We start from the raw sequence: 13,403 nt of genomic DNA, 5'->3' as shown, positions 1-13,403 counted from the left end.
AACTTTACAGTTGGAATGACGAAAGCGGCAAATTAATCAACAACTAAGCGAAGGCAATTATTTCAAGCGAACGCTTAAAATAAAACAGAAGCAATCCCAGAATGATGCTTGCATCAGGAAGAGGTTGCTTCTGTTTTATTTTGGCGACGTTCATTTGAAAAATGCAACGTCGCTTATAGAAAATATAATTTTTCACAGAAAAATATATTTTCTATAAGAAAGCGTTCGCGTTGAAAGAATGATGCTTGCATCAGGAAGAGGTTGATTTCTCCCTATCAGTTAAGTATAATTAAACATGGCAAAAAAGCTATTGAGGTTTTCTTTATGGAATTAAAACAATTAAAAGGTATTGGCGAAAAAACTGAAAAAACATTGAATAGAGCAGGCATTGAAAAAGTAGAGGATTTACTTGATTATTATCCAAGATATTACGATACCTATGAGGAGCCTGTTTTAGTTAGAAATCTTGAAGAAAATAGAACTCAGGCTGTACTTGGAACAGTTGTTAGGGAGATTTCTTTAAGGCGAGTTAGAAATCTTCAAATTGTAGAGGCTTATATAAGGGATTTAGAAGGTAACGGAATTAAGGCAACATGGTTTAATGCTCCATATATTAAAAGTACTATACATAATGGTGATATTTTAATATTTAGAGGATTTATACATGAGAGCAGAGGCAGTTACGTTATTGATCAGCCGAAAACATTTACGAAAGCTCAGTATCAAAAGAAAATGGGCAAAATGCAACCGGTGTATCCTTTAGTTTCAGGGCTTACAAACAATATAGTTATTAAGGCGGTTAAACAGGCATTTTCTCTTGTTGAGAAAAAGGAATATATTCCAAAATCTATTAGAGAAAAATTTGATTTAATTAATTGTCAGGAAGCAATTAAGAAGATACATTTTCCAGTTAATAATGAGGATTTTCACATTGCAAGAAAAAGACTTGTTTTTGAAGAATTTTTCAGATTTATTGTTACATTAAGAGAACTAAAAGAAAATAACAGTTTTGTTTCAAATCATCATGTTTTGAAGGAACCAAAAGAAATTAAACAGGTCATTAATAATTTGGATTTTACATTAACTGATGCCCAGATGAAAACCTGGAATGAAATAAAAAATGATATGGCTTCTGAGAAGGTTATGAACAGATTAGTTCAGGGTGATGTTGGTTCAGGTAAAACAATCGTTGCTATTTTAGGGTTATTAACTGCTGCGTTAAATGGTGAGCAGGGTGTTTTAATGGCACCAACTGAAGTTCTTGCAAGACAGCATTATGAAGATATTTGTGAATTAATTAAGAAGAACAATCTTAACCTGAAAGTTGCAATTTTGGTTGGCTCAATGAAGGTAAAAGAAAAGCGTGAGGCTTATGAGGCTATTGAAACAGGTTATGCCAACATAATTATCGGTACACATGCCCTTATTCAGGAAAAGGTAAAATACAGAAATCTTGCATTGGTGGTAACAGATGAGCAACATAGATTTGGTGTAAAACAAAGAGAAACAATAGCAGAAAAAGGAGATTACCCTCATACAATGGTAATGAGTGCAACTCCAATTCCAAGAACCTTGGCAATTATTATGTATGGTGATTTGGACATATCAATAATCGACCAATTGCCAAGTGGAAGAAAGCCTATTGCAAACTGCGTTGTAGGTACTGATTATAGACCAAGAGCCTATGATTTTATTGAGAAGCAAATCGCCGCGGGTAGACAGGCGTATGTTATTTGTCCTACTGTTGAGTACAGCGAGGCTGTGGAAGGGGAAAACGTTATTGAATATGCCAAAAAGTTACAGGCTGTCATGCCGCCCTCTGTAAAGGTAGACTTTTTACATGGTCGAATGAAACCGGCAGAGAAGAATGAAAAAATGAATCTATTTGCCGAAAATAAAATTCAAATTCTGGTTTCAACAACGGTAGTTGAGGTTGGTGTTAATGTTCCAAACGCTACAGTAATGATGGTAGAAAATGCTGAGAGATTTGGTTTGGCACAGCTTCATCAGTTAAGAGGTCGTGTTGGTAGAGGAAAACATCAGTCTTATTGTATTTTTATTAATGGTTCAGGCAAGAAAGACGCCAGCAACAGACTTGATATATTAAATAGGTCAAATGATGGTTTTTATATAGCAAGTGAAGATTTAAAACTTAGAGGTCCCGGTGATTTCTTTGGTGTAAGACAAAGTGGTGATTTTGAATTTAAAATCGGAGACATTATGAATGATGCCAAAGTTTTAAAAGAGGCGGCACAGGCTGCTGATTTAATAGAAAATAATCAGGTGGAAGTAACAGACGAAGAAAAAGAAATTTTAAAATATCAGGATACTGGTATTATTAATATATAGAAAGGAGCGTATGTTTTACATACGATTTAATATGAATATTGTAGTTTTATGTGGTGGAAATAGTACAGAAAGAGAAGTATCAATTAACTCAGGTTATAATGTTTGCGGAGCTTTAAGAGAAAAAGGCCATAACGCAATTTTATTAGATGTATTTTTTGGAAACAAGGATCTTTCAATATTTGAAAAATCAGAGAAAGAATATGATGTAATGGCAGAAAGAGACCATATTAGAAGTTTATCTTCAAAAGTAAAGGAAGAAGAGAAAATCAGAAAATCTTTCTTTGGAGAAAATGTATTGGAAGTTTGCGCTAAGGCTGATATTGTATTTCTTGCTTTACATGGAAAAAACGGAGAAGATGGAAAATGTCAGGCAACATTAGATTTACACGGAATTAAGTATACAGGTTCAGGTGCACTTGCATCTGCAATTGGTATGGATAAGGCTGTTACAAAACAGATTTTTATTGCAAAAGGAGTCCCAACAGCTAAAAGTGTATGGATTAAAAAAGGTGAAGACACATCTTTAGAAGCACATGGTATGAAAGCACCTGTTGTTGTAAAAGCATGTAACGGTGGTTCAAGCGTAGGTGTTGTTTTGGTCAAAGAAGCTTCTGAATATGATAGCGCCGTAGAAGAGTGCTTTAAATATGATAATCAGATTTTGGTAGAAGACTTTATTGAAGGAAGAGAATTTTCAATTGGTGTAGTTGATGGCATGGCATATCCTATTGTTGAAATTATTCCAAATGAAGGTTGGTATGACTATGAAAATAAATATAAAGAAGGTGCTACAACTCATGTATGTCCTGCAAAGCTTGATGAAGAATTAACAAAGAAAATGCAGAAAGTTGCAGAAGGCGCCTGTGCTGCCATTGGTTGTGAAGCCTATTCAAGAGCAGATGTAATGATGGATAAGGATGGCAATATGTTCTGTTTGGAAGTAAATACATTACCGGGTATGACTGCAACAAGTCTTATTCCTGATGAAGCAAGAGCAATTGGAATTGATTATCCAACTTTATGCGATAACTTAATTAATATTTCACTTAAGAAATATCAGTAAATTAAGGCAGTTATTTAAGAAACATTAGTAAACAAAAATATATTATTAAAAAATATAACTAAACAAAGATATTTTCATTACTTAATACAAATAGCATGCATATAAGATAAATTGCATAAGAAATAATTTTACAGAAAGAAATAGGAATTAAACATGAAAATGAAAAATATGACATTGGAAAATATCGCTAAAGCCTGTAATGGTGAATACATTGGCGATGAAAGTTTAAAGAGCAATATAATTACAGGTGTGGAAAAAGACAGCAGATTAATTGAGGATGGCTTTCTTTATGTGCCTTTTGCAGGGGTAAGAGTAGACGGTCATGATTTTATAAATCAGTGTTTTGAAAAAGGGGCAATTTGCAGTTTAAGCGAAAAGAAACTTGATAATGTTAACGGACCATATATTTTGGTTGAATCAACAGCACAGGCTTTAAAGGATATTGCTGAGTTTTACAGAGAACAGCTTGACTGTAAAGTTATTGGTATAACAGGCAGTGTGGGTAAAACAAGTACAAAGGAAATTATCGCTTCTGTATTGTCTGAAAAGTTCAGTGTTTTAAAAACAGAAGGAAATTATAATAATGAAATTGGAGAACCCCTTACAGTTCTTAAAATTCGTGATAACCACGAAATTGCTGTAATCGAAATGGGTATTAGTGATTTTGAGGAAATGCACAGACTTGCAAAAGTATCTAAACCTGATGTTTGTGTAATTACAAATATTGGCACATGTCATCTTGAAAATTTAGGTGACAGAGATGGTGTGTTTAAGGCTAAAACAGAAATGTTTGATTACGCACAGGAAAATCCTTTTGTTGTTTTAAATGGTGATGATGACAAACTTGTCAATGTTAAGGAAGTAAAAGGAAGCAAACCTGTTTTCTTTGGTGTTGAAACAAAACAAAATGTATCTATAGATGAATATGAGCAAATAGGAGTAATGGGTACAAAGGCTGTTATTAATTATTTTGGCCATAAGTTTGAAACAGTAATTCCAATACCGGGCTACCATATGCTTTACAATGCCATGGCGGCAACATGTATAGGCGTTCATTTTGGTATGAGTTTTGATGAAATTGACAAAGGTATTAGAAAGTTAAAAGCCATAGGTGGCAGAAACAATATGTTCGAAGCAAATGGAGTTACAGTAATTGATGATTGCTACAATGCTAATCCAATGTCAATGAAAGCAAGTCTTGAAGTTTTATCTCACGCAACAGGTAGAAAAGTTGCTATTCTTGGTAACATGTTTGAACTTGGAGCTAAAGAGCTTGAACTTCATAGAGAGGTTGGAGAAACTGCAGGTCAGTTAAAAATTGATCTGGTAATTACTATAGGTGAACTTGCAAAAGAAATACATAAGGGGGCGTTTGCTGGTGCAGGTCAATGTCTTCATTTTGAGACAAAGGAAGAATTTCTTGAACAGATGGATGACATTATCAAAACAGGCGATACAGTTTTAATTAAGGCTTCAAACAGCATGAAGTTTAAAGAAATTGTAAATAAATTTCAGAAGTAAAAAGTGAGAGACTGAGAATTGTATAGTTTAGAAAAATCTTTAACATACAATTAGCAGTCTCTCTTTTTAATAATAGAAAAGTCTATTATTTAATTGAATTTTAACAGCGTTAAAATCCGATTATTTTCCGCTCATCTGTTTTTCCTGAGCTTCAATCATCTTTTTAACCATCTGGCCACCAACAGAACCAGCCTGAGCTGATGTTAAGTTACCATTGTAACCATCTGTAAGCTGTACACCAACTTCTGATGCACACTCCATTTTAAATCTGTTCATTGCACTCTTTGCTTCTGGAACATTAACGTTATTTGTGTTACTCATAATACACCTCCACATTTTTGTTTAATAGTAACTAACTTTCAATTGAATATTTGTTACACTACTATTATGTGGAAATATAAAAAATATAAACTGGTAAGTTGTTGTTTTTTTGACAAATTTTGAAAAAACAATTTAAGCTTAAAAAATAAATTATTTAGGCTTAACTTTGATGAAATCAATAATGGAATTAACATAAACTTTAATGGTATCATCATTAATTGAATCAGCTTTTATAAACTGATATTTATCTTTATATTCTTCTTTAAATAAATATTTAAAATCAGTAGAATCTTTTACCGGAAGAAATTCTCCTGTGTGCTTTTCATAACATGTGGAAGCAGTAGCCTGCTTGCGGTATTTTGTGTCAACATAGTGGGCAACACTTTTATGGACGGCAACATCTTCGGTAGTAAGATAATAGTAATCTTTATAATTTGAATAAAAATATTTGTAAGTACCATTTAAAACATTAACAGTAAGTTCACCAACGTTTTCTTTTATTATTAATGATATGCCACTAATATTATAAGAAATATTAGTTGGAAGCGGATTATCTAAAACAAAATTAACACACAAATCTTTTTGTGGATTCTCGTTAGAATCAGTGTAATCATAAAAAGCATATTTCTTAATATTATATTTATAATTAAACAAGTCATTGAAAGCCAAAAGTGAGAGTAGATATCCCATGTTAAATACATCTTCTTTATTATGAAGCAGAAGTGGGAAAAGTAAACGCTCATCTTTAGATTCTACATATTGCTTAAAAACTTCAATTAAATCACCGCCTGAAAATGGATCTGTTCTTTCGATATTTAAGAGTTTTTCAAAAGTTTTCTGTTTTTGATTTTCTATTTTTAAAATATGATTAATTGAATTAACTGACTTATAAATATCTATCTGCTTATATTTCTCAAAATTAAAATCCAGCATATATTTTTCGCCACGTTCTTTTACAAAAGGAATATCAAAAGAATTACCGTTAAAATGAATTATCGTGTCGAAATCTTTTATGAACTTGTTAAATGCCATTAAAACGTTAGCTTCATCATTGAAATTTTCTGCTAACCACTGTGTATACATTAACTGCTCACCTGCATAATACATACAGCCGATTAAATATATGTTACAGTATTTTCTAGAAAAACCGGTTGTTTCAATGTCAAAAAAAATAACTTTGTCCTTAGACGAAAGTGTTTCTATAGGGTATTCAATTTTTACATCTGCTTTATTTCTTATAACTATCATAAGTGTATTTTATCATAGGATTAAAAAAAGAAAAAGTGCAGACGAAAATTAAAAGTAGTCTTTAGAAAATGTTTAAAGAAAATATTTCAGGATAAGAGCGATTTTAACATAAAAATATGATAAATTTAATGTATTTATTGAAGAAAATCATCAAAAGTATTATTATAAAAGAAGGCTATAAAAAATAGAGAGAGGTAAAAAAATGTCTATTCTAACATTTAAAGGAGGAGTTCATCCATACGATGGAAAAGAACTTTCAAAAGATGTGGCTGTTAGAAAAGTAAATCCGGGAAAAGAGGTTGTAATTCCTGTATCTCAGCATATAGGAGCACCGGCAGTACCTGTTATTGAAATCGGTGACAGAGTGCTTAAGGGACAGCTAATTGCCAAGGCAAATGGATTTGTTTCAGCCAATATTCATTCATCAATTTCAGGAACTGTTAAAAAGATAGAACCAAGACTTGTACCAAATGGTTCAAAAGTTTTATCTATTATCATTGAAAATGATGAACAATATGAAGAAATGGAGTATGAAGTTCCAAGTGAGCCTTTCACTAAGGAATATATAAGAGAATCTGTAAAAGAGTGTGGTGTTGTTGGTTTAGGTGGAGCATGTTTTCCAACACATGTTAAGCTTGCACCGAAAGATGAAAATGCCATTGATTATATTATTGTTAACGGAGCGGAATGTGAGCCATATATTACATCTGATTACAGAAGATTAGTTGAGAATCCTAAGGAAGTTATAGAAGGATTAAAGATTATTCTTCAATTATTTGACAATGCAAAAGGTGTTATTGCAATTGAAAATAATAAGATGGATGTAATAGAGAATTTAACAAAGCTTACAGCCAATGAAGACAGAATTCAGGTGGCAACACTTAAAACAAAATATCCACAGGGTTCTGAAAGACATATTATTCATGCAGTAACAAAAAGAAAAATTAATTCATCAATGCTACCTGCTGATGCAGGCTGCATAGTTGACAATGTTGATACTGTATACAATGTTTACAGAGCTGTTAAATTACATAAACCTTTAACAGAGAGAATTGTTACTGTCTCAGGTGACGGAGTTAAAAATCCCTGTAATTTGGAAGTTCCTTTTGGAACAATGCATCAGTTAATAGTTGACGAAGCAGGTGGAATTGATGAAAATACAGAAAAAATTCTATCCGGTGGTCCTATGATGGGGCAGGCTATGTTCAATTTGGATGTGCCTGTTATAAAAGGTTCATCAGCCTTACTTGCGTTTAAACATGATCAGGTTGCACATGGCACAATGACTAATTGTTTAAATTGTGGCAAGTGCGTTCAGGTTTGTCCTGAAGGGTTAGTTTGTGCCAAATTAGCACAGGCTGCTGTAGCTGATGACATGGAAGGATTTATTAAAATGCATGGTATGGAATGTATTGAATGTGGTACATGTAATTTTAATTGTCCTGCTAACAGAAATATTACACAATCAGTTAGAACTATGAAAAGAAAAGTTCAGGCTTCACGTAGGAAAGGGTAAGAGTGAAAGAAATGTATAATGTATCATCAAGCCCTCATGTAAAAGCAAAAGTTACAACTATGTCAATTATGCGAGATGTAATAATTGCGTTACTACCGGCTACAATTTTTGGAATATATAACTCAGCCAACCTTTTTGGCATAAAATACGGTATTCATTCAGCATTATTAATAATTTTAACAGTTATTACATGTGTTGCTTCTGAATACATATATAACAAAATTACAAATAATCCTGTTTCAATTTTCGATTTAAGCGCAGTTGTAACAGGTATGATTTTAGCACTTAATTTACCCTGCACATTTCCATATTGGAAAGCTGCATTAGGTGGTGTGTTTGCCATTATAATTGTAAAGCAGTTATTTGGCGGACTTGGACAGAACTTTATGAACCCTGCACTTGGAGCAAGATGCTTTTTAATGTTAAGTTTTGCAGGTAACATGACAGCTTTCTACCCTACAGATGTTAGTGGAATAGATGCTACATCAAGTGCAACACCGTTGACAGCATTAAAGAATGTAGGCGAAAGTTCTTCATCTTTATTTGACATGTTTATTGGTAACCATGCAGGTACAATAGGTGAAACAAGTATAATTGCACTTTTAATTGGCGCTTTATACTTAGTAGTTAAGAAGGTAATAGATTTAAGAATTCCACTTACATATATAGTTGTATTTGCAATTTGTATTATGTTATTTAATGGTAAGACAGATATTGATTTCCTTGCAATGCATCTTTGTGGTGGTGGTTTAATTTTCGGAGCTTTCTTTATGGCAACAGATTACACAACTTCACCAATTACAAAAACAGGTCGTTATATTTTTGGAGCCTGCTTAGGTATTTTAACAGCTATATTCAGAACTTTTGGAAACACAGCAGAAGGTGTAAGTTATGCAATTATCTTCTGTAACCTTTTAGTGCCTTTAATTGAAAAATGCACAATTCCAAGAGCTTTCGGTATTGTTAAGCAGAAGGGAGGCAGATAATATGAAGAATATTGTTAAGAACACATTAATATTATTTGCCATTACTTTAGTGGCAGGCTTAGGACTTGGCTTTGTTTATAATGTTACATCAAAGGCTAGAAATGACCAGGAAGAAAAAACTAAAATGACTGCTTACGAGTCAGTAATGCCTGGAATGGAAAGCTTTGAAAATGTGAAAGTTGACAGCGCCTGTGTTAAATACATTAAAGAACAGGTTAAGAAAAACGAAACAGACAATAACATCACTACTATCAAAGCGTTTAACTGTGATATTAATGAAGTGGTAGAGGCGAAAGATAATAGTGGAGAAGCATTAGGCTATATTGTAACTGTAACTGATAATGAAGCCTACGATGGAAGTCTTCAGATGACAGTTGGTATAAAAAATGACGGTACGGTTCTTGGTATTTCATTTTTATCTTTATCTGAAACACCTGGACTTGGTATGAAGGCAAATGAAGATAGTTTTAAGAATCAGTTTAAAAATAAAAAAGCAGATTATTTTGTTTACTCAAAAAGTGGAGCTTCAGCAGATAATGAAATTAATGCTATAAGTAGTGCTACAATTACAAGTAATGCAGTAACTCATGGTGTTAATGCTGCTATCTACTGTGTGAAATATATTACAGGAGGTGGCAAGTAATGGGAAAGATAGTTGAGAGATTATATAACGGTATTATTAAAGAAAATCCAACATTTGTGTTGGTGCTTGGAATGTGTCCGACGCTTGCGGTTACTTCTTCATTAATTAACGGTGCAGGTATGGGACTTAGTACAATGGCTGTTTTAATATTATCTAACTGTGTAATTTCACTTTTAAGAAATATTATTCCAAACAGTGTGAGAGTGCCTGCGTACATTGTTATCGTTGCAAGTTTTGTTACAATTTTACAGTTCTTATTAGAGGCTTATTTACCATCCTTAAATAGTGCGTTGGGTATTTATATACCTCTTATTGTTGTAAACTGTATTATTTTAGGTAGAGCAGAAAGTTATGCGTCAAAGAATCCTGTTATACCATCGATTTTTGATGGTGTGGGTATGGGACTTGGATTTACAATTGCCCTTTCAATTTTAGGTGGCTTCAGAGAAATCTTAGGTGCAGGAACAATTCTTGGAATTAACATTCCTAACTGGGATGGAATTGGAATTTTCGTTATGGCTCCAGGTGCCTTCTTTGTATTGGCATTTTTAATTGCCATTCAGAATCAGATTAGAATTAGTCATGGTAAAAAGCCAAGAAAATTGCATTGTGAAGAAGGCTGTGCAAGTTGTCAGGGCTGTATTAATTTTGATTCCTGTGATAAAGAAGAAAAGGAGGACAAATAAATGGTTAATTGTATGTTAATAGCTGTTGCTGCAGCATTAGTAAATAATGTTGTATTAAGCCAGTTTTTAGGTTTATGTCCTTTTATTGGAGTATCTAAGAAAACAGATACTGCTGCAGGCATGGGAGCTGCCGTTATTTTCGTTATTATGATTGCGTCAGCAGTTACTTACGGATTATATTATGCACTTTTAGTGCCTTTTAAATTAGAATACTTACAGACTATAGTATTTATTTTGGTTATTGCAGCTTTAGTTCAGTTAGTTGAAATGATATTAAAGAAATTTATTAAACCTTTATATCAGGCATTAGGTGTATACTTGCCACTTATAACAACAAACTGTGCTGTACTTGGTGTTGCAATTTCTAATATTGACAGCGGATATAATTTTGCTGAAAGTATGGCAAATTCTTTTGGTATTTCTGTTGGTTTTCTAATTGCCATTGTTATTTTAGCCGGCATTAGAGAAAAATCAGAAAATAATAATATACCAAAAGCATTTCAGGGAACACCTATGGTTTTATTGGCAGCCGGTTTAATGGCAATAGCATTTACCGGTTTTACCGGCATTATTTAAGGAGGTAGAACATGGGAATTTTAGCATTAAGTGCCACTATAAAAGGAATACTTTTGGCTGTTCTTATTGTTGGTGGTGTAGGACTTATAATTGGTATAGTTTTAGGAATTGCAGGAAAATTCTTTGCAATTGAAGTTAATGAAACAGAAGCTGCAATAAGAGAAGAGCTTCCGGGAAATAACTGTGGTGGTTGTGGATTTCCGGGCTGTGACGGTTTAGCTGCTGCAATTGCAAAAGGCGAATGTGATCCGGGAGCCTGTCCTGTTGGTGGAGCAGAAGTTGCAAAGAAAATCGCCAAAATCATTGGTGTGGAAGCAAACGTAGTAAAAAAAGTTGCTTACGTTGCCTGTTCCGGTGACTGTGATAAGGCAAAAGATAAATATAATTATTATGGAAATATGTCATGTGAAGATGCTGCAAACATACCTGGTGGCGGTGCAAAGGCATGTAGTTATGGATGTTTAGGTTTAGGTTCATGTGTGAAAGCGTGTGAGTTTGATGCAATACATGTTGTAAACGGTAAGGCTGTTGTTGACAGAGATAAGTGTAAAGCATGTGGTAAATGCGTTCAGGCGTGCCCAAAACATTTAGTCTCAATTATTCCATATGATTCAAAATATGTTGTTAAATGTAGTTCAAAAGATAAAGGTAGAGATGTAATGCAGGCTTGTACAGCAGGCTGTATTGGATGTGGACTTTGTGCAAAGAACTGTCCAAACGAAGCTATTGATTTTGAATTTAATTTAGCAGTTATTAATCAGGACAAATGTAAAAACTGTGGTATTTGTGCAGAAAAATGTCCTAAGAAAGTTATTGAAAATATTTAAATGAATAATTAATAAAAATCACCTTATACTATAACTTAGTGTGAGGTATTTTTATGGAAAAAAATAATAACAGAAAAAATCCTTTCTTGGATACTATAGATAGTGATAGCTCTAAGAATGATGGTAATAATGGAGTGAATATTTATCCAAAAGGAAATACAAATGGTAATAATAGCATTGAATATAACGATGTAAATTTTATATCAGATAATTTACAAATGAATGTGGAAAAAATAGATAAACTGCTTTATGTGGAACAAAGTTTTGATTTACTAAAAAGAGAACTTACAGTAGGTAATAGAAAAGCTGTAATGTATTATATTAACGGCTTTTGTGACAGTGACATGATTCAGAAAATAGAGGAATTTTTTTGTAAGCTTAGAGCCGATGAAATACCGGATACGCCTGAAAGATTTGTCAGAGATAAAATTCCTTATGTACAAATAGATTTATATAAGGATCAATATAATGTTGTTACTTTTATTTTGTCAGGTGTTGTATGTCTCTTAGTTGAAGGTTTCGATAAGGCAATGCTTATTGATATTAGAAAATATCCTGACAGAAGTATAGAAGAACCTGAAAAATACAAGGTTTTGCGAGGCTCTAGAGATGGTTTCGTGGAAAATATAATAAGGAATACTGCTTTAATCAGAAGGAGAATACGTGATCCTAAATATATGTGCGAGGTTGTACAGGTTGGTAGAAGTTCGAGAACCGATATAGCAGTGTGTTATATGTTAGATAAAGCTGACAAAAAACTTTTAAATTATATAAAGAAACAACTTCGTGAAATTAAAACAGATGCCCTTCCCATGAATCAGGAAAGTTTGTCAGAATGTTTGCATAAAGGACATTGGTTTAATCCTTTTCCAAAGTTTAGATATACGGAAAGACCGGACACAGTTGCTGCGGAAATATTAGAGGGACAAATTTGTATATTGGTTGATAATTCACCTGCTGCAATGTTACTTCCCACAACTATATTTGACGTAATAGAAGAAGCAGATGATTATTATTTTCCACCAATTACAGGAACTTATTTAAGACTGGCAAGAACAATTGTGACGTTGGTATCCCTAATATTAACGCCGTTATTTTTGCTTTACGCAAACAATCCTGAGTTTGTGCCAGACTGGCTGTTTTTTACAAAAATAACTGAGCCACAATATGTCCCTATTTTCCTGCAATTGCTAATTTTAGAGCTGGCGGTAGACGGTTTAAAGCTGGCTGCCATAAATACGCCAAGTACATTGAACACCCCGTTGTCATTAATTGCAGCAATAATTATTGGGGAGTTTGCAGTTAATACAGGGTGGTTTAATGAACAGACAATGCTTTACATGGCGGTAGTAGCCATTGCTAATTTCACTCATGAAAATTATGAGCTTGCATACTCTATTAAATTTTTGAGATTAATAATGCTTGTTTTGACACAGCTATTTAATTTAACAGGTTTAATTATAGGATTGGTGATTACGGTTTTAACAATAGTTTCTAACAGAACCATTGCAAGGACAAGTTATATATATCCATTATATCCTTTTGATTTGAAAAAATTTCTTCTTAGATTTTTTAGAATTTCAATAAAAATGAAAAAGTGAGACAAAAATTAACGCATGTGCTAACAAAAAGGAGAAATAAAATACAACACATGCGCCGTCTATATT

Annotated in this window: 12 protein-coding genes; 10 read left to right on the top strand and 2 right to left on the bottom strand. The window is 33.1% G+C overall.

The annotated features are described in order from the left end of the window. Positions 1 to 261: 261 nt before the first annotated feature. The 3 genes from recG (at position 262) to murF (ending at position 4,933) form a co-directional block, all read left to right on the top strand. A complete protein-coding gene (gene recG / locus DW006_RS07135; protein ID WP_347475095.1) occupies positions 262 to 2,349 on the top strand; it encodes an ATP-dependent DNA helicase RecG in 2,088 nt (695 codons plus the stop codon). A gap of 10 nt (positions 2,350 to 2,359) precedes the next feature. Then, positions 2,360 to 3,412, top strand: a complete 1,053-nt coding sequence (locus tag DW006_RS07130; RefSeq protein WP_243002594.1) for a D-alanine--D-alanine ligase — start codon at positions 2,360 to 2,362, stop codon at positions 3,410 to 3,412. A gap of 153 nt (positions 3,413 to 3,565) precedes the next feature. Next, complete coding sequence (gene murF, locus DW006_RS07125; RefSeq protein WP_347475094.1) at positions 3,566 to 4,933, top strand: UDP-N-acetylmuramoyl-tripeptide--D-alanyl-D-alanine ligase; 1,368 nt, start codon at positions 3,566 to 3,568, stop codon at positions 4,931 to 4,933. Positions 4,934 to 5,053: 120 nt separating this feature from the next. Here the strand turns inward: murF and DW006_RS07120 are convergent, their stop codons facing one another. Together DW006_RS07120 and DW006_RS07115 are read right to left on the bottom strand one after the other, a co-directional pair. Continuing rightward, the gene (locus DW006_RS07120; RefSeq protein WP_022165783.1) at positions 5,054 to 5,254 is read right to left on the bottom strand and encodes an alpha/beta-type small acid-soluble spore protein; all 201 of its coding nucleotides are present in this window, start codon (positions 5,252 to 5,254) and stop codon (positions 5,054 to 5,056) included. Positions 5,255 to 5,404: 150 nt separating this feature from the next. Beyond that, entirely contained in the window at positions 5,405 to 6,502 is a 1,098-nt protein-coding gene (locus tag DW006_RS07115; RefSeq protein ID WP_117999659.1) for a ribonuclease H-like domain-containing protein, read from the bottom strand. A 202-nt stretch (positions 6,503 to 6,704) separates the two neighbouring features. Here DW006_RS07115 and rsxC point away from each other — a divergent pair, with 202 nt between their 5' ends. The 7 genes from rsxC (at position 6,705) to DW006_RS07080 (ending at position 13,337) form a co-directional block, all read left to right on the top strand. Next, the gene (gene rsxC / locus DW006_RS07110; protein WP_117999658.1) at positions 6,705 to 8,018 is read left to right on the top strand and encodes an electron transport complex subunit RsxC; all 1,314 of its coding nucleotides are present in this window, start codon (positions 6,705 to 6,707) and stop codon (positions 8,016 to 8,018) included. A 2-nt stretch (positions 8,019 to 8,020) separates the two neighbouring features. Further along, positions 8,021 to 9,004, top strand: coding sequence for an RnfABCDGE type electron transport complex subunit D (locus DW006_RS07105; RefSeq protein ID WP_117999657.1), 984 nt, complete (start codon positions 8,021 to 8,023; stop codon positions 9,002 to 9,004). 1 nt (position 9,005) lies between these two features. Next, entirely contained in the window at positions 9,006 to 9,647 is a 642-nt protein-coding gene (locus DW006_RS07100; protein ID WP_117999656.1) for an FMN-binding protein, read from the top strand. Beyond that, positions 9,647 to 10,333: an electron transport complex subunit E gene (locus tag DW006_RS07095; RefSeq protein ID WP_117999655.1), complete on the top strand. Its 687-nt coding sequence runs from the start codon at positions 9,647 to 9,649 to the stop codon at positions 10,331 to 10,333. The genes DW006_RS07100 and DW006_RS07095 overlap by 1 nt, the downstream gene beginning before the upstream one ends. Then, a complete protein-coding gene (locus DW006_RS07090; RefSeq protein WP_022165789.1) occupies positions 10,334 to 10,909 on the top strand; it encodes an RnfABCDGE type electron transport complex subunit A in 576 nt (191 codons plus the stop codon). 11 nt (positions 10,910 to 10,920) lie between these two features. Beyond that, positions 10,921 to 11,736 (top strand): RnfABCDGE type electron transport complex subunit B, encoded by an 816-nt coding sequence (locus tag DW006_RS07085; RefSeq protein ID WP_117999654.1) that lies wholly within the window; start codon positions 10,921 to 10,923, stop codon positions 11,734 to 11,736. A gap of 218 nt (positions 11,737 to 11,954) precedes the next feature. Further along, complete coding sequence (locus DW006_RS07080; RefSeq protein ID WP_117999671.1) at positions 11,955 to 13,337, top strand: spore germination protein; 1,383 nt, start codon at positions 11,955 to 11,957, stop codon at positions 13,335 to 13,337. Positions 13,338 to 13,403 lie beyond the last annotated feature (66 nt).

Source organism: Eubacterium sp. AF36-5BH (assembly GCF_003460505.1).
In the GTDB taxonomy this organism is placed as follows: domain Bacteria; phylum Bacillota; class Clostridia; order Lachnospirales; family Lachnospiraceae; genus Eubacterium_G.
The sequence above is the reverse complement of the archived record's forward strand: the minus strand, read 5'-3'. Positions and strand labels throughout refer to the sequence as shown.

What these genes read in the sequence shown, in the direction of transcription:
- DW006_RS07120 (WP_022165783.1), bottom strand. Translation starts at nt 5,254, where the DNA reads ATGAGTAACACAAATAACGTTAATGTTCCAGAAGCAAAGAGTGCAATG.
- DW006_RS07085 (WP_117999654.1), top strand. Translation starts at nt 10,921, where the DNA reads ATGGGAATTTTAGCATTAAGTGCCACTATAAAAGGAATACTTTTGGCT.
- DW006_RS07090 (WP_022165789.1), top strand. Translation starts at nt 10,334, where the DNA reads ATGGTTAATTGTATGTTAATAGCTGTTGCTGCAGCATTAGTAAATAAT.
- DW006_RS07115 (WP_117999659.1), bottom strand. Translation starts at nt 6,502, where the DNA reads ATGATAGTTATAAGAAATAAAGCAGATGTAAAAATTGAATACCCTATA.
- rsxC (WP_117999658.1), top strand. Translation starts at nt 6,705, where the DNA reads ATGTCTATTCTAACATTTAAAGGAGGAGTTCATCCATACGATGGAAAA.
- DW006_RS07100 (WP_117999656.1), top strand. Translation starts at nt 9,006, where the DNA reads ATGAAGAATATTGTTAAGAACACATTAATATTATTTGCCATTACTTTA.
- DW006_RS07130 (WP_243002594.1), top strand. Translation starts at nt 2,360, where the DNA reads ATGTTTTACATACGATTTAATATGAATATTGTAGTTTTATGTGGTGGA.
- murF (WP_347475094.1), top strand. Translation starts at nt 3,566, where the DNA reads ATGAAAATGAAAAATATGACATTGGAAAATATCGCTAAAGCCTGTAAT.
- DW006_RS07095 (WP_117999655.1), top strand. Translation starts at nt 9,647, where the DNA reads ATGGGAAAGATAGTTGAGAGATTATATAACGGTATTATTAAAGAAAAT.
- DW006_RS07080 (WP_117999671.1), top strand. Translation starts at nt 11,955, where the DNA reads ATGAATGTGGAAAAAATAGATAAACTGCTTTATGTGGAACAAAGTTTT.